The organism is Mesorhizobium sp. C372A (assembly GCF_030323245.1).
GTDB lineage: Bacteria > Pseudomonadota > Alphaproteobacteria > Rhizobiales > Rhizobiaceae > Mesorhizobium.
The window spans coordinates 5,171,059-5,193,364 of record NZ_CP100475.1 but is presented as its reverse complement, the minus strand read 5'-3'; the positions used below and the strand labels follow the sequence as shown (position 1 = coordinate 5,193,364).

Here is a 22,306-nt window from a genome sequence, read left to right as displayed (position 1 = left end):
CGCCTTGACCCGGTCAGGTCAAGGCGGGTGCCAGGGCAGGAGGCATCGTGACGTCACTGGCGCAGGACCGACCGGAAAAATTCCGCATCGGCAGGGTCTTCAGCAACAGCTTCGCGGTTATTGGCCGCAATCTGGGTTTCCTTGCTGTGGTTGTCGGACTTTTCTCGACACTGCCCGCACTGCTGTACAGCCTCTGGAACCTGTCCCGGGTGGCTACATCTGTGAACGTCGACAGCGCCGGGAACGCCGCCGCTTTCGAAACGTCGGCCATGGGAGACTACTCGGGCTTATCGATAGTCGCTTCCTTGATCATTTTCGTTCTGGCCTTGCTGGTGCAAGCGGCGCTTGTCAGGGCGGCAATCGAGGATTTGAACGGCAAGCGGCCGGTCATCGGCGACTGCATCCAGATAGCATTGCGCAGCTTCTTGCCCACGCTGGGCATAGGCATTCTGATCATTGTCACTCTGGTGGTGGCTGTTTTTGTGATGGTTTTCATCGCCTGGGTCATTCCCCCTATCGGGTGGCTGATCGGGCTTGCCCTGGCGTTTATTCCCGCTTTCATGTGGCTGATCTCCGTATCGGTTTCCGTGCCCATTGCGGTTCAGGAGCGGCTTGGCGTGTTCGGCTCGATATCGCGCAGCCGTGCCCTGACCAAAGGCAGCCGCTGGTCGATATTCTGGCTGCTGCTGATCATTGGCGTGGCGGCGATGCTCATCCAGGCGGTGTTCTCGTTGTTTTTCGGACTGGCGCTCGCCACCGCCGGCGGCGTCACCGGTGTCGGTGTCCTGGTCGGAGCGATTGGCAGCACTCTGGTGTCGACGATCTTTTCGACGATGCTGTCGGTGACCATTGCCGTCACCTATGTCGAACTGCGCCAGGTCAAGGAAGGCACCAGCGTCGACGAACTGGCGCAGATTTTTTCGTAACGGCACATCGACCGGGGTAGGGCAATCGTGACGTCGATGACGCCGGAGCAGCCAGGCAAATTTCGCATCGGCAGGGTTCTCCGCGATACGTTCGCGATTATCCGGCGCAATCCGGTGCTGTGCTTGGGAGTGGCGTTGTTCGTATACGCCTTGCCGGAGTTTGGATTTTCCTACTGGTTCTGGGTATCCGTTGGGTCGGTAGAGCCCGAATACTCGATGCGACGGTTGACGATCACGGCAATCTTCATGTTGGGCTTTTTTGTGCTGGGGGCTTTCATGCAGGCGGCATTGACGCGAGCGGCCCTGATGGATCTGCGCGGCGAACGGCCGTCGGCACGCGATTGCATCAGAACAGCCTGTGCGCTTCTGCTACCGGCAAGCGCCGCCTCGATCCTGATCACATTCGCCTTCTGGCTGGGCCTGGTACTCATCATCGTTCCCGGACTGTTGCTGCTGGCGCGCTGGTCGGTCACGACGCCGGTAATTGTCGGTGAAGGGCGTGGCGTGTTCGCCAGCATGCAACGCAGCCGCGACCTGACCAAAGGCAGCCGCTGGCCGTTGCTGTGCATCTGGCTTGTCGTGCTCGTGCCTTCAATCACCGTGGATATTTGGGCGAACGCCTTCTTTTTCTCATTTGGTCTGACACTGGGCTTTTTGCTCAACGCCCTGGTCGATACAGCCCAAGGCTTGGTGGTATCGATCGCCATCGTCGTCATGTATGTGGAGTTGCGACAGCTCAAGGAAGGCACCAGCATCGACGATCTGGCTGAGATTTTCTCGTGAGCGAACGTCGCCGATTTCGGTCGGTTGGCTGCCCTCTCAACGACAGCAGCTACGGTCCGCCTGCGGTCTCGTCCGGCACAGGCATGACGACGTGATCGCCACATTAGCCTTGGCCAGTGCTACGTCGAGCTTCTCCTGCACCCCCGGCAGTTCCACGCTCTCGCCGCGCCGCTTCAGACATTCCACCAACCCGTTACTCGCCGCACAGCACATGGATATGGCCCGGCATATGGTTCATGTGGCCGGCATCGGGGCACATGGTGCCGAGCCGGTCCGCCGAGCGCATGCCGCGTTCCGGCTGCGTCGACATCTCGAGCAGATGGATATGCAGGTGCAGGATCGCCGGATGCGGCGCAGTGACGGCTTCGTCCGACAGCCGGATCGATCGCTCGCAGACCTCCAGCGCCTCCAGCACATCTAGTTCGGCGCCGGCTTGCCGGTTTTCAAATCCCACAGCCGCCGCACGGTGCGCATCATCAGCGCCTCGACGGTGAGAGCCATCACGTCATGGTAGTCGGGAAAGTCACAATAGACCTACCGCATCGCGGCGGCAGCGTAAGCATTGTCCCATTGTTCGAATTCCGCCGGCGTCACGCCATGCGGCTGCTGGAAGCGTGCGGCCAGCGCCTCGATCAGCCGCTGCTCGACGGGGCTTGCGCCCGCAGAACCAGCCCGCGCAAGCTGGACATGATCAAAGCAGCGTCGCGCGGCGCGGTTAGCCTCGTCCTTGCCGTGCTCCTTCCAGGTGAGGTTGTAAAAAGGCTCGGCGGCATAGGCGATGCCCCAATACACGAAGGCGCAATCAGGATCGGTCTCCAGCGCCTTTTCGAAGCACTTTATGCCTTCCTCATGGTTGAAGCCGTAGCACCAGTTCAGCCCGATATCGAACCAGCGCTGTGTTTCAGCCGAAGAGGTGGAGATGGGGCGGCGGTAGGTGCCGAGGTCGAAATGATCCATGCGTACATTTCTCACACATTGAAGTGCCATGGGACTAGCTGATGCTGGATATCACCGACGAGTCGCCGATAGGTGCAACACGTCGAAGTGTGTATAACCTCAGGCGGAATGCCGAGCCGCCAACGACAGCGCTGCAGAATCGTGCTAGAAACCTTGCTTAATGTTCTCTATATGTTCTCATTCGTTCTGACCTTGGGGCATCTAAGCGAATGATCACTTTTCTTGAAAGCAGCGTATTTGAATCTCCCGCGCAGACGCTGGTGAACACCGTCAACACGGTGGGTGTCATGGGTAAGGGAATCGCCAGGGAGTTCAAAAGCAGGTACCCGCGAATGTTTCGGGAGTATCGCGATCTTTGCGAGGCGCGCGCCCTTCGGATTGGCAATCTCCATCTGTGGCGATCCGACACGCGGTGGGTGTTGAATTTTCCAACTAAAACCACTTGGAAACTGCCATCGAAGATAGAGTACATCGAGCACGGTCTGCAGAAGTTCGTCGCGGCTTATAAGGACTTAGGGATCACCTCGGTTTCTTTTCCGCCTCTGGGATGCGGCAACGGCAACTTGAATTGGGAAGACGTTCGTCCTTTGATGGAACGCTATCTGGCTCGAGTAAGTATCCCCGTTTACATCCACGACATACAGGTTCCTTCGGATTTTGTAGCAGAGCACAAAGAGCGAGTAAGAATCCCGGAAGATTTTGCGGAGTTCTCTGAGGATCTTAGGAAGCTTGCCAAAGGTCACGTGTTCGCAACTTCCAAAGAGTCTCAATTCACGGTGCAGATGCAAACAGACAACTCTCTTGTTGTGGAGCATCAGTCGGGGAAGAAAGAGCGAATTGATGGGGAGTTGCTCCAAGCCTCATGGGTCAGGCTGCGAGAGAGGATACTCTCAATAGATAGTTTCTCAGACGCAAAATCACAGCGCCTAAAGAGTTACCTTTTTCCGATCCTGTCCGAGCTTCCTTATATCTGTTCGGTGAAGTCTCGAACAGGTGCTTCAACCGCATCTCGGGCAGAAGCGCTTTTCTTAGATCGCGATCAATACACTCCCTACACTGTGGCGAAACCGACGCAAGGATGGCTATTTCAATAGCGAGGGCCGATCAGCATATCGCGACCTGGGGACCTCGCCTTGATCGTTTTGCATCAAGGACGGGTTGGGGTCGGTCTCTCTATCACGCATGCCAGATCGAAGTTGCCGCAGAAATCTTGCGTGGTGGCGAGATTATATGCCGCAATGGAGTGCCCGCTTTGCTATGTGACGTCGCCAATCAGGGTGCTTTGAACAACAATCCAGCCGCTCATAACTATGTACGGTTATATTTCAGGCCCAAGAACAGATTCCATTTAAAGACCGAAGGTATAAAGGCTCGGAGTGACCCCAATAGGGCGGATCCTCATATGTGCATTTCCTGGTGATGTTAGTGTTTGACCTAAAATCGGTGCTCACCCTAGCGTCTAGCCGTTTTGTTGCCGGAAACTTTGCTAATTCTAATCAGATACCGAGAGACGGAGACAATCAATTTGACCAACTCAAATTTGAACATATATATCATGACTCAGCAGTCTCTCAGGACGAAATGCAACACATTCACAATATGAGAATGTCTGAGGTTGTCGTCCCCCAAAGACTGAGTCTCGCAACCCTGAATTACGTTGTGTGCAGGACGATCCATGAAGAGCGCTATCTGAAGCGGCTGCTTGGACCGGGAGCATGGAATTACAATTTCGCGGTAGAGAAAGGCGGATCAGTCTTTTTTCGTCGTGGTATGTTTATCAGTGAATTGTATACCGAAAACGGGGAATTGCATTTCGAGTTCAGATCACCTGTTTCTGCATCGAAACCCCAGTATGAGGTCAAGGTGACCTGCGGCGATCAGCATTTCCGATATGAGATAGCTCCAAGCAGATGGCGCATTCCGGCCATCGTAAATCCGAACCCCAATGCCATCTGGAAGATCGAGATAGAAGGGTGCACAGCATACGAAGGAGTAGTTCCAGCTGCTGGGCCAGTCGTCGCCTAGCTCTAATTCTGTCTTATCTACACCGACCGGGCGACACCAATTGAATCAGCCCTCCAGCCACACCTTCTCAAAATGCTGTTCCAGCGACTGGTGCTGTTCGCAGCCTTGCACGCCTTTGCGATAGGTGCGGTAGACCGAGCGCCAGTAGGGCTGGATGATGATGCCGGCATCGCGCAGATTCTGTTCGATCTTGGCCATGATCTCCTTGCGCTGGGCAGCATCCGGCGTTGCCAGCGCCTTGTCGAGGAGTTCGTCGAACTCTTTGTTGGCGTAAGCGCTTTCGTTCCAGGCGGCGCCCGATTTATAGGCGAGCGCCAGCACCTGGACGCCGAGCGGGCGGCCCAGCCATTCGGTGGTGGAGAAGGGGTATTTGCTCCAGTCGTTCCAGAAGGTCGCCGCCGGCAGCACGGTGCGCTTGATCTTCAGGCCGGCCTCGCGCATCTGCGCGGCGATCGCGTCGCCGGTGCTCTTTTGCCATTCGATGTCGACCGAGATCAGCTCGAATTCGTGGTCCGTCTTGCCGGCCTCGGCGAGCAGTTTCTTCGCCTGATCCATATCTCGCTTGGCCGGACCGATATCGGCAAACTCAGGATGCATCGGACCGACATGGTGGTTGTCGGCGGGCTTGCCGCGACCGCCGAGGCCCAGCGCCAGCACGGCGGAATTGTCGACGGCAAGCTGGGCGGCGCGGCGCACCTTGACGTCGTCATAGGGCGCGTTGCCGACATTGAAACGGGCAACGATGGTCGATCCGGTGGCGATCTCGGAATTCAGCAAGCCCATCTGCTCGGTCTGCGACACGGCGTCGGAGGCGGTCTCGTGGTCGGTGTCGATCTCGCCGGATTCGAACGCCGACAGCATCGCGTTGGGGTCGGAGCCGTAATCGACCCATTTGATGCCGTCGAGGTAGAAGTCGCCCTTCCACCAGGGCTTGTCCTTGCGCTTCACCTCCGCACTGGTCTCTGCATTCCAGCTGACCAGTTCGCAAGGGCCGGTGGTGATTGCGAGCGCCTTCATCGGATCGTCGCCGCCCTCATAGGAGCGGTGCATGATCAGCGCGGGATAGTCGGCCATCCCTGCGATCAGCGAAATGTCGGGTTTCGGCAGATTGAGCTTTACGGTGAAATCGTCGACCTTCTCGATGCCGCCATCGACCGGCTTCTTGGTGTCGGCATTGACCAGCGCGCCCATGCGCGCGGCGACCGAATTGCCGGGGACGGAAGCGTCGCACCAGCGGTTGAGATTGTGGATGACGTCATCGGCGTTGAAGACGTCGCCATTCGACCAGGCGATGCCCTTGCGCACATGCAGCGTCAGCGTCCTGGCGTCGTCGCTGGTTTCCCAGCTTTCGAGCAGCCACGGCTCGAAGGTGAAGTCGCGGTTCCAGCGCACCAGATATTCGTTGCAGTGGCGCGCCACATTGGACATCTCGACACCGTCGAAGGTGCGCGGATCCTTGAAACCCTTGACGTTCATGGCGACGCGCAAGGTGCCGCCGCGCTTCGGCTCCTCTGCCCGGGCGGGCGACGCGCTGAGGCCGCCCAATGCCAGTGCTCCGGCCGCGCTGACGCCGAAGCCGGCCATGATGGCGAGATATTCGCGCCGGTTGACGCCGCCCTTTGTGAAATCTTGGGCGACGGGTTTGGCCTGCGGGTGCAAATTGCGGTCGGTCAGCATGAATTTCATCGTCGTTCCCTCTTTTGTTGGGCGCCCCGACGGTCCGCCTCCGCTGGGGCGGATGCGATCATCGGGCGCCGTTGCCTGAGCAGGTGATGATAAAGCGGGCCGACCCCGGGAAATGTTCTCTTTTCCGCAATTCTTGTGCGCCACTCCGCAGTGGGAGTGCAGACAATCTCCCCCTTGTGGGCGCGGCAATCGCATATGGATTTCGGCGCTTTGCGCTCCACGAATACCCCCACCCTTAATCCCTCCCCACAAGGGGGAGGGAGACTCGGCAGCGCTGAACTCGGCAGATTGGCCACGTTGAGCGCCGCAATATGGCGGGCGGCAGCGTTCCCTCCCCCTTGTGGGGAGGGCTAGGGTGGGGGTCCTCTTCGCAAAAATCTCATATGCGATTGCCTGCCCATGAGGGGGAGATCAGCGCTTCGCCGCCTCAATATGGCCAGTCGTTCTTGCCGAGCACGGCGACGGCGGCGATGGCTGCAAGCGTGCACACGAACGCCTCGCCGGCGCGCGGAACATTTTTGCGGGCGCGCAGAAAACTGTGCACGAGGCGGTTCTCCTCATACCACCAGGCGCGGCCGCCTGCCGCAACGATGCGGTCGCGATAGGTCTCGCCGTCCGATGACAGCGGATCGCATTGGGCCGTGATGATGACAGTCGGCGGCAGGCCGGAGAAGTCATTGTCGCTCAGCGGCGAAAAAGTCGGGTCGTCGGGCGACTGTGCCGGGGCAGCGCGAATGGTGCGGTAGAACGCGATGTCGCGCAGTGTCAACAGCGGTGCCTCGGCATGTTCGACATAGGAGCCGGCACTCTCGTCGCCGCCAAGGCCGGGATAGATCAGCACCTGGCCGACCGCCCGGCGCAGGTGGCGGCGCGAGGCGTGCGCGACCGCGGCGGCAAGGTTGCCGCCGGCGCTTTCGCCGACAAGCACGATCGGCAGGTCCGTTGTCACCGCCGCCCATTCGAACACGGTCAGCGCGTCGTCGAAGGCGGCCGGGTGCGGATGCTCCGGCGCCAACCGGTAGTCGGCCGAGACGACGTCGAAACCGGTGCCGGCGCAGATTTCGGCGCAGATGTCGTCATGGCTGTCGAGCCCGCCAAGCACAAAGCCGCCGCCATGATAGCAGAGGATGACGGCGCGCACGGGCTTGCCCGCCATCCGGTAGTAGCGGATCGGGATGGCGTGTCCCTCATCGGCGGCGATGATGCCGTCGCTGGCCGAAACCCCCTTGGGATAACCCTGATGGAAGGCGCGGCACATCGCATCATAGACCGACCTTTGCTCGGCGATCGGAAGTTCGGCGATTTCTGGCGGGAACCAGTCATTGACTAGGTCGATATGCTCCCACAGCGCCGGGTCGAGCAGGGTGGCGTATTTCCCCCGCCTGGTGGTCTTGAGCTTGTGGACCGTGCCCATCTCTCAGAGCTCGCCGTAGAGACGTTCGGCGTTTTCAAAGGTGAAGCGCAGCGGCACCGAGCCCTCGACCCGCCATGCGCTGACAGTGTCGCCCGCCATCAGCCGGCACGCGTCTATCGTGTTGGTGACGGCGCCGCCATAGAGCCGGTTGGCAAGGTTGAGGATGGCGGTCTGGTGCATGGCGGCACTGCCGCTGCCGCAGGCATCCTTGACCAGAAGCACGCGAAAGCCGGATGCGACCGCGTCCTTCACGGTGGCGTCGATACAGGCCTCGGTCCAGACGCCGGCGACGATCAGCCATTCGATGCCGCGCGCCTTGAATTCGGTTGCGGCAGGCCCGGCGCCGAAGGCGCTGGCCTGCGTCTTGACCAGCATCGTCTCGCCGGCCGCGGGCGCCACCTCATGGCAAATCTCGGTCAGCGGATCGGTCTTGTCGGAAAAGGCAGACTTGCCGTCGGCGTCGAGCGGATGGAACGGACGCGCCTTGGCGGTATCGACGACATAGGCCCAGTGATAGAGCGGCACGAAGTTGCGCCGCGCCGCCGCCTGCAGGCGCTGGACGTTGGCCAGCACCTCGCCAAAACCTTCGACCAGATAGCGCTTGTCCTGCCGATGCTCTTCCTGGAGGTCGATGAACGCCGCGGCGACCGTGCCGCGTTTGATCGAGATGGGGCTTTTCATGCGGATAGGCTTATGCCTGTCGTCGCCAACGCCGCTCGGGTCGTGTCGACGCAAACGGTGGCGATTAGCGGGTGCCTCCCCACCTTCGTCATCCACGGGCGAAGCAGGAGCGAAGCTCCGTCGCGAAGACCCGAGGATCCATTCCGTGAGGTTGGCCGTGGGGTGCGGCGGAGCAGAACTTGCACCGTTGCGGCGCGGATGAGTCCCGGCATGGATCCTAGGGTCTGCGCCGCGTCGCTGCGCTCCTTGCTTCGCCCTAGGATGACGAAGGCATAGCTGCCGCGACTATTCCCGAAGGTTTGCGATACCGCGCTGACGTTAGTGAGGGACGCTGCGATCAAACCTGCTTCTCCAGAAACTCATCCTCGTAGGGAAAGCGCGACAGAAGCTCGGTGCCGGTGTCGGTGATCAGGATCTCGTCCTCCAGCTTGACGCCCTCGCGGCCGCCTTTCTCGCCGATATAGCTTTCCACGCTCACCACCATGCCGGGCACGATAATGCCGTCGCGGCCATAGGTTTCATAGTCCATGGCGTGCGCAATGAACGGCGTCTCGCCATGCATGCCGACGCCGTGCATCACCGAGGTATAGCGCTGGTCGACGAAACGGTCCGGGATTTTCCACGCCTTTTCGGCGATTTCGCGAAACGCCATGCCCGGCCTGACGATCGAAATGTTGTGCTGAACCTGGTCGTGCGCCATGCGGTAGAGCGATTTCTGATAGCCGGTCGGCTTGCCCGGCCCGCAGCGGAAGGTGCGCGAAAAATCGGAATAATAGCCATAGCAGCCGATCGTATCGGTATCGAGCGCCAGAAGCTCGCCCGGCCGGATCTTGCGGCCGCTGGCCTCGTTGAACCACGGATTGGTGCGCTGTCCCGAGGTGAGCAACCGCGTCTCGATAAACTCGCCGCCCTGGCGGATCACCTCGCCATACATGATGGCGAACAGCTCGTTTTCGGAGACGCCGGGCTTGATCGCCTCGCGCACGGCATAAACAGCGGCTTCCGCGCCAGCCATCGATACCTGCAGGCATTTGACTTCCTCGGGTGTTTTCACCGCGCGCACCGCCAGGATTTCGCCCTGACAATCCCTGACGTCGCAGCCGCGCTTTTCCAGCGCCAGCGCCTGCAAATGGCTGCAGCGGTCGAGCCCGAGCTTCATCGAGCCGCCGCCATGTTTCTTCAAAAGCTCGGCGATCTCGTCGGCGAAGGGGCCGGCGGTTTCGTCGTCGCGGCCCGACACCGAAGACCATACCAGCTTGGACGGGCGCGCCTCGTCGATCGTGTCGAGCACCATCGAGACATGGTAGCTCTGCGGGTATTCGAACAGCACGATCGGCCCGTCGGTCGGGATGAAGAAATACCGCGTCGAGTTGCGCAGGAAATAGCCGAACATGTTGCGCGAGCCGGTGGCATAGCGCTGGTTGTAGGGGTCGAACAAAACGACGCCGCCATAGCCCGCCTCGCGCATCCAGCCGCGCAGTTTCGCCAGCCGACCCTTGCGCAGCGCGTCGGCATCGATGAAGGACGGCTCGGTGTCCGACAGCCACATGCCACCGGCCGAGTCAGCCGCAACCGGGTGGCGCATGCGGTCCTTGAAATCCACATCCTCGGTGCTGTCGGGGTCGAAAACGACGATGCTCATTGGGTGCGCCTCCTGAAGGGCTAGACCATAGCCATGCGCCGAAAAATGTCTGTGCGAGAATCCGCAGATGTCGCGCGAAATGCCGCAAGAAGGGCATGGATACAAAGGGCAATGTTGCGATCCTTCGCGCCCCCCTCTGTCCTGCCGGACATCTCCCCCACAAGGAGGGAGATTAGCAGCTTTCGCGTCCCGCTCGCCCTGCAACGTTGGTGATTGGCGAAAGCCGAGGCGACATCTGATCTCCCCCCGTGTGGGGGAGATGTCCGGCAGGACAGAGGGGGGCGCTGCCCCGCCAGCATCTCACCGCGTTAGCGCGCAGCGCCCTCTAATGCCGCCGCATCGCCTTCGGCGCGTGCCCATGCTCCTCGCGAAACGCTCGGGCAAAACTTGACATGGACGCGAAGCCGCAGGCCAGCGCCACGTCTCGCACCATCAGCGTCGAATGGGCCAACAGGTCGGCGGCGCGCCGCAGCCGGAGCCGCCGGTAATATCCATTGGGCGAAATGCTGAGCTGGGCGCGGAAATTGCGCTCCAACTTGTCGGAGGAGACGCCGAGACGGGCCGCCAGTTCCGTCATGCCAAGCCGCTCTTCCACCGCATCCTCCATGATGGCCATGGCCGACAGCACCAGTTCGTTCTGGACGCCGGTGCGCAGCCTGAGCGGCATCAGCTTGCGGTCGACGCTCGAACGCAAGGGGCTGTGCACGAACCATTCGGCAACGCCCGCCGCGAGCTCGCCGCCATAATCGTTGGTGATGATCTCCAGCATCATGTCGAGGCTGCCGACGCCACCGGCCGAGGTGAAGCGCTTGCGGTCGATGACATAGAGGTCGCGCCGAAGCTCGATATCCGGGAAGGCCTCGGTGAAGGCGGCCTGGCTGGTCCAGTGCAAGGTGCAGGCATGGCCGTCGAGCAGGCCGGCCCGGGCGAGGAAGAAGGCGGCATCGGCCACAGCGCCGATATGGGCGCCGGCGCGCAGGCTCCTGCGGATCCAGGCAACCGCATCGTCCGCGACAAGCAAGTCCGCATTGCCGCCGGAGCAGACGACGATGCGGTCGACCTTCGGCGCGCCGAACGCTGAGAATCCCGGTTGTATGACAACCCCATTGGATGCCTCGACCGTGCCCTGGTCGGCGCCGACGATCACCCAGCGGTAACAATCGCGTTTGGCCAGCACGTTGGCGGCGCGCAATGGCTCGATCACCGAACTGAACGCCATCATCGGAAAGCCGGGAAAGACCAGAACGGCGAAGGTGAGGGGACCTTCGCTCGCTGCGGGTTGCGCCCGGTCGTGTGTTTGGCTGGCACGGTCGGTATTCACAATTGTGTATTTCCTGGGAGCGTCATTGGTGGCAGACAGGAAATGTAACGGGCTTTTTGGCCCGCCCGCAATGGAGACGACGCCATGTTTGCGGCCCAGACCATCGACAGCACCGACAAGCCGGCCTTCTACCGCGAACTGGCCACCCAGTTGAAGGCGCTGCTGGAAGGCGAGAGCGACTCCGTCGCCAACGCCGCCAACACATCGGCGCTGATCTTCCAGATGGTGCCCGATCTCAACTGGGCCGGCTTCTATTTCCTGGCGTCGGACGAGGAGCTGGTGCTTGGACCGTTCCAGGGCAAGCCGGCCTGCGTGCGCATCGCCGTCGGCAAGGGCGTGTGCGGCACCGCCATCGATCTCGAAATGTCGATGCTGGTCAAGGATGTGCATGAATTTGCCGGCCACATCGCCTGCGACGCCGACTCGCGCTCGGAACTCGTCGTGCTGCTGAGGGACAATGACGGCGTCTTCGGCCTGATCGACCTCGACAGCCCGACGCCCGGCCGCTTCGACAAGGACGACCAGGCCGGCATCGAGGCGCTTGCCGCGATCTATGTCGCGGCGAGTTCGTTCGAGGATTAAGCGAACTTCACCAGCATCAGGCTGAAGCAGCCGATGAACAGGAAGGCGCAGGAGGCGAGCGCCAGCGGGCGAAGGCCGCGCGAGCGCAGCTGCGAAATGTTGGCCTGCAGACCCATGGCGGCGAGCCCCATGGTCAGCATGATGGTGGTGGCGAACGCCATGGCCGACTTCACTTCGGCCGGCACGGCAACCAGGCTGTTCAGCGCCACGACGGCGATGAAAGCGGCGACGAACCACGGCATCGGCGGCCGCGCACCGGATTGGTCGCTTGGGCGATCGTCATTGCTCTTGCGGCGCGCCATCAGGCCGAGCGCGATGACCATCGGCGCCAGCAGGGCGACGCGGGTCAGCTTGGCGACGGTGGCGATCTCGCCGGACTGGGCGCCGTTCTGGAAGCCGGCGCCGATGACCTGTGCCACCTCGTGGATCGAGGCGCCGGCCCACAGGCCGAATGCGTGCTGGTCGAGGCCGAGCACCGGCGCCAGCAGCGGAAAGCCGAGCATGGCGACGGTGCCGAACAGCGTGATCGAGGCGACGGCATAAGTGACGTCCTCGTCGCGCGCATCGGTGACGATGTTGGTGGCAACGATCGCCGAAGCGCCGCAGATCGAGGTGCCGGCGGCAATCAGCTGCGCCAGCTTGGCGTCGACGCCGATCAGCCGGCCAAGCGTAATGGTGAAGACGAAGGTCGCTCCAAGGGTCAGCGCCACGATGCCGACGCCGCCGGCGCCGATGGAGACGACCTGGCCGAGCGTCAGCTGAAAGCCGAGCAGCACGATGGCAAAGCGCAGCAGGCGCTTCTGCGAGAATGCAATGCCGGCCTTGGCGTGGGCGGGCGTGCCGAGCACGTTGGAATAGATCATGCCGGCGACGACGGCGAGGATCATCGGGCTGAACAGCGCGAAGCCGGAGATATTATGGGCCGAGAAGGCCACCCCCGTGATCATCGCCACCAGCACGATCCCGGGGATGACGCCATTCCACACGGAACCGAGCCGCTTCCGGCCCACGGCCAGATCGGCGGAAATCATGCTGATCGGAATATCGTTCGCTAGCTGGGCGGCGGAAGACAATGCAATTCTCCACGCAAGTACCTCAGGAGAATGTCATTCCAGAATCGATCTTTCCAACGAATTGTTTTTGTTGAAATGATCGATTTTTGTGAACGTTTAGGGCGGCCGAGGTCAGAATGAGAAAGAGCGGCCGGGCGAAACCTGGAGCCGCCCTAGATCATGATGAATTCCCATCACGATCTAACCCCACTTTTTGGGATCATGCCCTAGTATTTCATCCCAATTCGCGCGGCGATCGTATGGTCCTGGCTGTCGCCGTTGCTGCCGACCGCGGTGCTGTAGTTCAGCCCGAAGGCAATACCGCCGATTTGCGCATCGACGCCGAGCCCGATTGACAAATAGTCGTTGGAAAAGGCATCTGCGTCCAGCGCGTAGGGCGTGGTGCCGATATCGGCATAGCCGAGGCTGACGCGGCTGGAGCCGGCAAAGTCGTGCGTATACTCAAAGCGCGCGCGCGGTGTGAGCAGACCCCAGCTGGTAGGAATGTTGTTCTCGATGCGCAGGCCAAGGGTGCCCGACAGCGTGTCGACGGTCTGCTTGCCGAAGGTCAGATTATAGATGTCGCCATCCGTCTCGGTGAAGCCGTCAAGCGTGGAGTGGGACCCCGACAGACGTCCATAGGGTGATATCAGAGAGTCCGGCCGGCGAAATTCGTAGCCCGCCGTCAGCGACCCGAAGACCTGGCTTCCGTCGCGCGTTCCAGACGCGAAATCGCCGGTATCGGTCACATAGCGCTCACTGTCGAAATTGAGGGCGCCATAGCCGGCAAGGCCATCGACAAAAAAACCTGGCGCCGGGCGGTAGCTGCTATAGGCGGCGACCGAGATGGCATGGGCGCGGCTTTCGGTGCCGTTGCTCCCGACGTCGGTGACGTCATGGCCATAGCCAAACCCGAGACCGGCGGTGAAGGTCGGGGAAAAGCGGTAGTCGGCACCGACGCTCACGCCGACCAGCGTATGGTCGAGCTTGATGGCTCCATCGTCATCGGTGCCGAAATTGACGTAGCCGCCGCTCCAGAAGGCCAGTTCGCCAAATGGGTTCTCGGCCGGCAGTGACGACGTCTGGGTGTCCACGTCCGTGCCAGTTGAAGACTGTCCGGTCTTGATCGGCGACGCGCCGGTCGAAGTCCTGTCCTGCTTTGCGTTGGCGTTGGGCTGAATGCGCTCCGGATTGGGCGCTCCGTAAGTGGACTGCGACGATGCCGTGGCGATTGCGGCGAGCGCCGGATCGTTCGCCGCATTCTGCTGCTGAGCGTATGCGTCGGGATTGTCCGACGATTGCTGGACGGCAACGCTGAGGCCTATCGAATTGTGGCGCTGGTCGCCCTCATTGTGGAGCTGTTCCAGCCTCTGTCCAAATCCCTGGATCTGAATGTCGGCGAAGTGCTTTGCCGCCTCCACCTGTGCCCGAATCAGGCCGATCACTTCCGGATCGCGGGAGGGGTCGGGCCGTGCCGTGACGTTGATGGTCACGGTTGCCGGAGGTGACGTTCCGTCGGCATTCGAGAGCGTGTAGGTCAGGCTGGTTGTGCCGACAAAGGTGGCTGCCGCGGCAAACTGCAGGATATAAGCGCCGCCATCGGGCACAATGGAAGCCGTGCCCGCTTCGCTCGGCGGCGGCGAGGCAATCGTGGCGCTGGTAAACGGCCCATTCGTAGCCCCTTGCGTCAGGTCGAGGGACCCGGTCGTTCCGGCCATCACGTCCAGCGTGTGGTCCTGTGCCGACGGCAAGTGGATCTCGACGACCACAGTGTAGTCACGTTGGCCGGTAAAGCCGTTGCTGTCCATGGCCCGCACCGTAAAATCGTAATTGGCCGCGACAGTGGGTGTGCCAGCCAGCGTACCTCCAGGCGAGAGCGCGAGGCCGGGAGGCACTGAGCCGGAAATCACGGTGAAGGTATAGGGTGCGGCGCCGCCATTGGGGCTGCTTGCCGTGATGGTCTGGCTGTACGGCGTGCCAATATGCGCATTCGGCAATGTTGCCGGCGACAGCTCCACCGTGACCGTGGTGCAGGACAGGACAAGATTGGTCACGTCGGCTCCCGCCACCGTGCCCGAGGCCGTCGTGACCGTGCATGTCTGGTCGGCCGGCTTGGCAGTAACCTCAACGCTCCAGTTGGAGCCGGTCAGCAGGCCATCCGCAAAGGCAAAGGTGATATCGCCGACATTCACGTCCCTGGTTTGCGTCCCTGCCGGCGAGCTTGATGTCAATTTCAAACTCACCGTCCCGGTCTGACCGCTCGCTGTGCCACTGATCACATAGAGCGGCTCATCAAAACAGATCAATGCGGACCCATCGCCGGAATTGACGCCATCCGCCACCGCAGCCGATTGCAGCGAGCCGGCATCCGATGATCCGCCGCCGCCGCCGCCGCCGGCGCCGTTCCAGTTCTGCTGGCACGAGGTCGTGCCGACGCCTGCGCCGCCACCACCGCCGCCGACAGTAGCCCCGCCACCGCCACCACCAGCATATCCGGCGCCCAGGAAAGACCCTGAGAAATTTCGTGCAGTTCCGCCTTGGCCATTTGCCTGACCGGCCGTGCCAGGAAAACTATCGCACCCAGCGCCGATCGCGCCACCGGCACCTACAGTGCCACCTTCACCGCCGAAGGGGCCAAGGCCGCCCGAAACATCAGTTCCTGCCGAGCCGGATCCCCCGCTCTTGCCACCGGCGCCACCAGCTATCGAATTTGTAGTGTGCCAGCCCCCGTTGCCACCGCCGCCACCGCCGCCAGCAATTGCCAGGCGGGTTCCGCCCAGCCGCAGGTCGGTCGCCCCGCCACCATTGCCGCCGTCGGGAGTGCCGCTCGCGCCACCGGGATTGACCGCGAGCGAGCCACGGCCGCCAACGCCGACAGAAAGGATGTCACCCGGCGCGACAGTCAAGGAACCGCTCACCTGGCCGCCGAGCCCGCCGGCGCCGCCTGGGCTCAATGGGCTCCCCCCGATGGTGCCGGCGCCGCTCTTGCCAACCCCGCCTTGCGCTCCCTTGAGGTATACTGTGGCGGAATGGGTGTTGCCAGGAACCGAGATGGACTGGTCGCCGCCAGTAAAGCTAAAAGCATGAGCTGTCTGTGTGGGACTACAAGACTGCGCGAGCGCTGACGTCGTGCCCGCGAGCGCGTAGACGACCGTCATCGCGCCTAACAAACGTGAGATTGTACGCTTTGCCAGCCCTCGATGCATGGCCCCCCCGTCAGCCCGTCCAGTGCTTCTCCGCTTATATTATGATGCCAAGACTAGATCAAATAGAAATTTGAACCAGTGGTAGGTTGAATGTCCAACAATATTAGCTGTTGCTGTTTTTTTGTACGCGTACGAGAGCCCTACTCGACGGCAGCAGTTTAGGGCGAGCAACCACCGCGCAAGGTGACGACTGGCGTTGCCTGGCAGTACACTTATGGCCTTGCCGGCGCCGGCCGCTCTGCCGCGCGGGTCAACTCGGAGGCTGGGCCAACGCCAAAATCTTGACAGCGCCGCGCTTCCTGCTCCAGCGTGGCGTCATGTTCGTTTTCTCGTTCGCCATCGCCAAGCGACGCCGTTCCTGCACCACGCAGTGTGGCAAGCTGTTTGCGCGACGAAAAGGACCGGCCCAATAAAATTCCGGTTCGTTCGTTCCAGCCCCGCCCGCGATGTCTGCCGGCGGGGTTTTCATGTCTGGAGCCTTTGCCATGTCCAATTCTTCCATCCTGTTTCGGCCGGCTGAGCCGGCAGACGCGGCCGCCGTCCGGGACATTGTGCGTGCCGCCTATGCCAAATGGGTGCCTCTGATCGGCCGCGAGCCGCTGCCGATGCGCGCCGACTATGACAAGGCGGTCGCCGAACATCCGTTCGATCTCGCCATCGAAAATGGCCGCATCGTCGGCATGATCGAGACCATGCCGGCCGACGATCATCTCTGGATCGAGAATGTCTGCGTCACGCCACAGGCGCAGGGCAGGGGAATCGGCCGGCTGTTGCTGGAACGGGCGGAGCAGAAGGCGCTGGAGGCCGGCTGCTTCGAGCTGCGCCTGCTGACCAATGGCGCCTTCGAGGCCAATGTATTGTTGTACAAACGGCATGGCTATACGATCGACCGGGAGGAGCCGTTCATGAACGGCATGACGGTCTATATGAGCAAGAAACTGGGGTGATGGCCGATAACAGGGAGGATCGGATGGCAGTCAGGGTCCGGTTGAAGCCGCTCACGGGGCGGTATGCGGTTTCGCGCCTCGAAGCAAAAGACAGCATTCCCGGCTGGGCGGACGGGCCGGGCTTCGTCAGCATTACCAGGACCGACGACGAGCTTTCGGTCGTCTGCCTGCAGGATCGGGTGCCGGACGGGGTGAAGCATGACAGGGACTGGGTCGCCCTGAAACTCCAAGGTCCCTTTGCCTTCGACGAAACAGGCATCGTGCTGTCGGTGATAAAACCATTGTCGGAAAACGAACTCGGCATTTTTTTGGTATCCACCTTCGATGGTGACCATCTGCTCGTCAAAGCCAAGGATGAAGCCGCGGCAAGGGGGCTTCTGGTCACGGCGGGGCACACGCTTCTGTAGCCGTCGGCTCAATCGCCCGCCCTTGCGTTTGACATCGCTCTTGCCCCATCGTTATCCCTGAACCGATACGACGATCTGGCGATCGCCCCCCATCAATTCAGAAATCCCCCGAGGAGAAGCCCATGTCACACAATCTGCAGTTCTATATTGACGGCGTGTGGGTCGATCCTGTCGTGCCCAGCACACTCGACGTCATCGATCCGTCAAACGAAGATGCTTTCGCGCAGATTTCGCTCGGCTCAAAGGCCGATGTCGACAAGGCGGTTGCGGCCGCCAAGCGCGCCTTCGAGACATTCGGCTTCACTTCGGTCGAGGAGCGCCTCGATATCCTCAACCGCATAATCGAGGTCTACAAGAAGCGCAGCGCCGATCTGGCGCTGGCCGTATCGCGCGAGATGGGCGCGCCGCGCCAGATGGCACTCGACAGCCAGGTCGGCATTGGCCTGGCACATCTGCGGAAGATGGCCGAGGTGCTGAAGTCGTTCGAATTCCGCCACGTCAAGGGCTCGTCGCTGATCGTCAAGGAGCCGATCGGCGTCGTCGGCCTGATCACGCCGTGGAACTGGCCGCTGAACCAGATCACCTGCAAGGTCGGTCCTGCGCTCGCCGCCGGCTGCACCATGGTGCTGAAGCCCTCGGAAATCGCGCCGCTCGACGCCATCATCTTTGCCGAAATCATCGACGAGGCCGGCGTTCCCAAGGGCGCCTTCAACCTCGTCAATGGCGACGGCCCGGGCGTCGGCCAGGCGCTGTCCAGCCATCCCGATGTCGACATGATGTCGTTCACCGGTTCGACCCGCGCCGGCATCCTGGTCGCCAAGGCGGCCGCCGACACGGTCAAGCGCGTGCATCAGGAACTCGGCGGCAAGTCGGCCAACATCCTGTTTCCCGATGTCGACCTGGAAAAGGCCGTCAGCAAGGGCGTCGCCGGCTGCTTCAGCAATTCGGGCCAGTCCTGCAATGCGCCGACCCGTATGTTCGTGCCGCGCGACCGCCATGACGAGGCGACCGGCTACGCCAAGACGGCGGCCGAAAAATTGACCGTCGGCCCGGCCGATGCGGCCGGCACCAAGCTCGGCCCGGTGGTCAGCCAGATCCAGTTCGACAAGATCCAGGACCTGATCCAGGCCGGCATAGATGAAGGCGCCACGCTGGTCGCGGGTGGACCGGGGCGTCCGGCCGAGCTCAACCGCGGCTACTATGTCCGCCCGACCGTGTTCGGCGATGTCACGCCGGACATGCGCATCGCACGCGAGGAAATCTTCGGACCGGTGCTGGCGATCATGCCTTACGACACAGTGGAAGAGGCGATCGGCACGGCCAACGACACTGTCTATGGGCTGGCGTCCTACATCCAGGCCAAGGACATCCAGAAGGCCCGCGAAGTCGCCGCCCGCATGCGCACCGGCAACGTCTACATCAACTATCCCCAATGGGACGCCGGCCTGCCCTTCGGCGGCTACAAGCAATCCGGCAACGGCCGCGAATACGCCGAATACGGCCTCGAGGATTTCCTCGAGATCAAGGGCATCGCCGGCTACGAGGCGGCGGAGTAGGGGCTACCCCTTGGGGACCGGCAACCAGCCGGTCCCGAGGCTTCAGCTCTCAAAGGTGCGGCTTCACTCCTCCCGGAAAGCTTTCTGGATCTGATCCGACAGCGGCTTCACCAGATAGGAAAGCATCGTCCGGTCGCCCGTCGGGAAGAACACTTCGGCCGGCATGCCTGGCGCCAGCGCCAGCCCGCGCAGCTTGGCGACCTCGGTTTTGGGCAGCGTCACCCGCGCCACATAGAAGGCTGCTCCGGTGCGCTCTTCGATGGTGAGATCCGCCGAGATCCGCGACAGCGTCCCGGTCAGCTCCGGCGTGGTTTGCCGATTGAAGGCCGACAGGCGCAAAATCGCATTCTGGCCCATCGTCACCTGGTCGATATCCTGCGGTGCGATATGCGCTTCAACGGTCAGGTCGTCCGTCACCGGTACGATCTGCATCACCTGTTCCCCGGGGGTGATGACGCCGCCGATCGTATGCACCGCCAACTGCAGCACCACGCCATCCTGCGGGCTGCGCAGATCGATGCGCTTCAACTGGTCCTCGGCCGCTACCTTGCGTTCGACGAACTCGGAGATCTTTCCCTGGGTATCGCGTAAATCGGTCGCGACCTCGCTGCGAAGATCCTGGTCGATCTGGATGATCTGCAGTTCGATCTCGGACGCCTTGCCTTTCACCTGGGCAATTCCCGCGGTCAACTGGCCATGCTCGCCTTCGAGCCGCACCGCGTCCCGTTCCAGCGACGTCATGCGGTCGATTCCTATCAGCTTGCGATGCCAGAGCGACCGCACACCTTCCAGCTCGATCTGGATCAGCTCGATCTCGCGGCGTTTCGCCTGCAGCTGCTCGGTCAGGCCGGCACTCTCCTGCTTCAACTGCGCGATCCGTTCGCGCAATTGCGATCGCTGGCCAGACCGCGCCTGGTGCCGGAAATCGAACAGCGATTGTTCTCCGGCCATCGATGCGGCGACACCGGCTTCGTCGCGCCGCGATGTCAAAACGTCCGGAAAGCTGATCCTGTCCTTGCCGTCACGCTCCGCCTCCAGGCGCGCCAACCGTGCATAAAACTCATCCAGACCTTTTGAGACGATCGCCAGATTGGCGCGTGTTGTCGTTTCATCCAGCCGCACCAGAATATCGCCCGCCTTGACCCGGTCGCCTTCACGCACCCTGATCTCGCCGACCACGCCGCCCGTCGGATGCTGAACCTTCTTTACATTGGAATCGACCACCAGCCGGCCAGCTGCGATCACCGCACCCGACATCTTGGTCACTGCCGCCAGGCCGCCAACACCTCCGACAAGCAGCAGACAGGTAGCAACGCCAGCCACGAGATAGCGGCGGACCTGCCGATGATGCAAAGCGCTTCTGTCCTCGCTCATGCAGGAACGCCTCTCTCCGTGGCGGCAACGACCTTGAGCGGTGCCGCCGATCGGAAGACCTTGTTCAGCACCTCATCCTTCGGACCGAAGGCCTGCACATGGCCATTGGCCATCACCAGCACGGTGTCGACATTGGCCAGGACACTGGATCGGTGCGCGACGACGATAACGATGCCGCCGCGGTCCCTGATGCCCTGGATGGCGGCGGACAAGGCCACTTCACCCTCTGAGTCGAGATTGGAATTCGGCTCGTCCAGGATGACCAGGAAGGGATCGCCATAAAGAGAGCGGGCAAGGGCGACACGCTGCCGTTGTCCCGCCGACAGCGAGGCGCCGGCTTCGCCAACCTTTGTGTCGTAACCGTCGGCCAGATGCACGACGAGATCATGCACGCCGGCGGCCTTGGCTGCCGCAAGCACCATGTCGGACGAGGCATCCGGGTCGAAGCGGGCGATGTTCTGCGCAATCGTGCCGTCGAACAACTGCACATCCTGCGGCAGATAGCCGATATGTTTACCCAGCTCGTCGGCCGGCCACTGGTCAAGCGTCGCGCCGTCCAGCCGCACGGCGCCGCGCGCCGGAAGCCAGACACCTGCAAGCGTACGCACCAGCGATGATTTGCCGGAAGCACTCGGGCCGATGACCCCCAGGCCCGCTCCCCTGGCCAGTGAAAAACTTGCATCCCACACCACCGGCGTGCGTTCGCCCGGCGGCGCGACACTGACATTCTCGACCGCCAGCGCGCTGACAGGCGCGGGCAGGGTCACGCCGGTTGCGCCTTCCGGCAGCGCGGACAGAAGCTGCTTCAGGCGTGCCCAGCTTTGCCGCGCTGAAATGAAACCCTTCCAATGCGCTATCGCCAGTTCGATCGGAGCCAGCGCCCTGCCCATCATGATCGAGCTTGCGATCATGATGCCGCCGGTCGCCTCTTGCTGGATGACCAGATAAGCGCCGATCGCCAGCATTGCCGATTGCAGCATCAACCGCAGGATCTTGGAAATCGTGCCAAGCGTTCCCGCGACATCGCTGGCCGCCGCATGGGCGTTCAGGTACTCGGCATTGACGGCAGACCACCGCTCGGCGATACGCCCGCCAAAACCCATGGCCTGCATGGCTTCGGCATTGCGCCTTGTCGCCTCGGCCAACGTGCTGCGAACGGCCGCGTGCTGTCCGGCGATCCTTGTCGGGCCGCGGGTCCGGAATTCGGCCAGAAGCGTCAGTGCAGACAGGACAACGGCGCCGGCAAGCGCGGTAACGCCGATCCAGAAATGAAAAATGAAACAGATGCCGATATAGAGCGGCATCCATGGCAGGTCGAACAAAGCGGTCGGTCCGGCACTGCCGATAAAGGAGCGGACCTGATCGAGATCCCGTAGGGGTTGCAGCCCGTCGCCGGAAGGCTTGGCGCGCAGCGGCAGGCGCATCAGCGCCGAATAGACCGACGGGCTCAGCTTTGCGTCCAACCCCTGTCCCAGCCGCACCATGAGGCGAGAGCGGATCAGCTCCAGCACTCCCTGAAACACGAACAATGTTCCCGCAAGCACCGCCAGGCCGACCAGCGTCGGCACGCTGCGACCCGGAACGACGCGGTCATAGACTTGCAACATGAAGAACGAGCCGGTCAGGGTCAGCACGTTGACGACCCCGCTCATCAGGACGATGCCCGAAAACGCACGTCGAAAGGACGCCAGGATTCCGACCAGCGTAAGCGGCGTCGATGGCGTCAGCTGCATGCAGGCTCGCAATC

17 protein-coding genes and 1 pseudogene are annotated in these 22,306 nt (G+C 61.9%); 8 read left to right on the top strand and 10 right to left on the bottom strand.

Annotated features, from left to right (window positions below; all coding sequences use genetic code 11):
* The first annotated feature begins 47 nt into the window (after positions 1 to 47).
* Both NLY42_RS24995 and NLY42_RS24990 read left to right on the top strand, forming a co-directional pair.
* Entirely contained in the window at positions 48 to 926 is an 879-nt protein-coding gene (locus tag NLY42_RS24995) for a hypothetical protein (RefSeq protein ID WP_023753704.1), read from the top strand.
* A gap of 27 nt (positions 927 to 953) precedes the next feature.
* On the top strand, positions 954 to 1,709 hold the full coding sequence (locus NLY42_RS24990; protein WP_023715256.1) for a hypothetical protein: 756 nt from the start codon (positions 954 to 956) through the stop codon (positions 1,707 to 1,709).
* A gap of 196 nt (positions 1,710 to 1,905) precedes the next feature.
* Here the strand turns inward: NLY42_RS24990 and NLY42_RS24985 are convergent.
* A pseudogene (locus tag NLY42_RS24985) lies at positions 1,906 to 2,666 on the bottom strand (hypothetical protein); the annotation flags it as partial.
* Between the two features lie 209 nt (positions 2,667 to 2,875).
* Between NLY42_RS24985 and NLY42_RS24980 the strand changes: the two are divergent.
* Together NLY42_RS24980 and NLY42_RS24975 are read left to right on the top strand one after the other, a co-directional pair.
* Positions 2,876 to 3,760 carry a macro domain-containing protein gene (locus tag NLY42_RS24980; protein WP_023702282.1) on the top strand — a complete coding sequence of 295 codons (885 nt, stop codon included), beginning with the start codon at positions 2,876 to 2,878 and terminating at the stop codon, positions 3,758 to 3,760.
* 310 nt (positions 3,761 to 4,070) lie between these two features.
* Positions 4,071 to 4,691: a DarT ssDNA thymidine ADP-ribosyltransferase family protein gene (locus NLY42_RS24975; protein WP_084779751.1), complete on the top strand. Its 621-nt coding sequence runs from the start codon at positions 4,071 to 4,073 to the stop codon at positions 4,689 to 4,691.
* A gap of 45 nt (positions 4,692 to 4,736) precedes the next feature.
* Here the strand turns inward: NLY42_RS24975 and NLY42_RS24970 are convergent, their stop codons facing one another.
* The 5 genes from NLY42_RS24970 to NLY42_RS24950 form a co-directional block, all read right to left on the bottom strand.
* The gene (locus tag NLY42_RS24970) at positions 4,737 to 6,377 is read right to left on the bottom strand and encodes an ABC transporter substrate-binding protein (protein WP_023753702.1); all 1,641 of its coding nucleotides are present in this window, start codon (positions 6,375 to 6,377) and stop codon (positions 4,737 to 4,739) included.
* 427 nt (positions 6,378 to 6,804) lie between these two features.
* On the bottom strand, positions 6,805 to 7,791 hold the full coding sequence (locus NLY42_RS24965) for an alpha/beta hydrolase (protein WP_031244608.1): 987 nt from the start codon (positions 7,789 to 7,791) through the stop codon (positions 6,805 to 6,807).
* Between the two features lie 3 nt (positions 7,792 to 7,794).
* Positions 7,795 to 8,472 carry an isochorismatase family protein gene (locus NLY42_RS24960; RefSeq protein WP_023752033.1) on the bottom strand — a complete coding sequence of 226 codons (678 nt, stop codon included), beginning with the start codon at positions 8,470 to 8,472 and terminating at the stop codon, positions 7,795 to 7,797.
* 337 nt (positions 8,473 to 8,809) lie between these two features.
* A complete protein-coding gene (locus NLY42_RS24955) occupies positions 8,810 to 10,114 on the bottom strand; it encodes a M24 family metallopeptidase (protein WP_023753700.1) in 1,305 nt (434 codons plus the stop codon).
* A gap of 325 nt (positions 10,115 to 10,439) precedes the next feature.
* Positions 10,440 to 11,336: a GlxA family transcriptional regulator gene (locus NLY42_RS24950; RefSeq protein WP_245263489.1), complete on the bottom strand. Its 897-nt coding sequence runs from the start codon at positions 11,334 to 11,336 to the stop codon at positions 10,440 to 10,442.
* 183 nt (positions 11,337 to 11,519) lie between these two features.
* Here NLY42_RS24950 and msrC point away from each other — a divergent pair, with 183 nt between their 5' ends.
* Positions 11,520 to 12,017, top strand: coding sequence for a free L-methionine (R)-S-oxide reductase MsrC (msrC, locus tag NLY42_RS24945; protein ID WP_023689662.1), 498 nt, complete (start codon positions 11,520 to 11,522; stop codon positions 12,015 to 12,017).
* On the opposite strand, the gene NLY42_RS24940 is transcribed toward msrC, so the two are convergent.
* Together NLY42_RS24940 and NLY42_RS24935 are read right to left on the bottom strand one after the other, a co-directional pair.
* Positions 12,014 to 13,048, bottom strand: a complete 1,035-nt coding sequence (locus NLY42_RS24940; protein WP_502882139.1) for a YeiH family protein — start codon at positions 13,046 to 13,048, stop codon at positions 12,014 to 12,016. The two genes, msrC and NLY42_RS24940, sit on opposite strands and share 4 nt — an antisense overlap.
* Positions 13,049 to 13,296: 248 nt before the next feature.
* The gene (locus tag NLY42_RS24935) at positions 13,297 to 16,023 is read right to left on the bottom strand and encodes an autotransporter domain-containing protein (RefSeq protein WP_023756403.1); all 2,727 of its coding nucleotides are present in this window, start codon (positions 16,021 to 16,023) and stop codon (positions 13,297 to 13,299) included.
* Between the two features lie 737 nt (positions 16,024 to 16,760).
* On the opposite strand from NLY42_RS24935, the gene NLY42_RS24930 reads away from it, so the two are divergent.
* The 3 genes from NLY42_RS24930 to NLY42_RS24920 all read left to right on the top strand — a co-directional run bounded on the left by NLY42_RS24930 (position 16,761) and on the right by NLY42_RS24920 (position 19,185).
* Positions 16,761 to 17,222 (top strand): GNAT family N-acetyltransferase, encoded by a 462-nt coding sequence (locus NLY42_RS24930; protein WP_023753695.1) that lies wholly within the window; start codon positions 16,761 to 16,763, stop codon positions 17,220 to 17,222.
* Positions 17,223 to 17,245: 23 nt separating this feature from the next.
* Positions 17,246 to 17,629, top strand: a complete 384-nt coding sequence (locus NLY42_RS24925; protein WP_023753694.1) for an ACT domain-containing protein — start codon at positions 17,246 to 17,248, stop codon at positions 17,627 to 17,629.
* Positions 17,630 to 17,751: 122 nt separating this feature from the next.
* Positions 17,752 to 19,185, top strand: coding sequence for an aldehyde dehydrogenase family protein (locus NLY42_RS24920; RefSeq protein WP_023753693.1), 1,434 nt, complete (start codon positions 17,752 to 17,754; stop codon positions 19,183 to 19,185).
* Between the two features lie 63 nt (positions 19,186 to 19,248).
* Here the strand turns inward: NLY42_RS24920 and NLY42_RS24915 are convergent, their stop codons facing one another.
* Together NLY42_RS24915 and NLY42_RS24910 are read right to left on the bottom strand one after the other, a co-directional pair.
* Positions 19,249 to 20,559, bottom strand: coding sequence for an HlyD family type I secretion periplasmic adaptor subunit (locus NLY42_RS24915; protein ID WP_023753692.1), 1,311 nt, complete (start codon positions 20,557 to 20,559; stop codon positions 19,249 to 19,251).
* Positions 20,556 to 22,292 (bottom strand): type I secretion system permease/ATPase, encoded by a 1,737-nt coding sequence (locus NLY42_RS24910; protein ID WP_023753691.1) that lies wholly within the window; start codon positions 22,290 to 22,292, stop codon positions 20,556 to 20,558. The genes NLY42_RS24915 and NLY42_RS24910 overlap by 4 nt, the downstream gene beginning before the upstream one ends.
* Between the last annotated feature and the right edge of the window lie 14 nt (positions 22,293 to 22,306).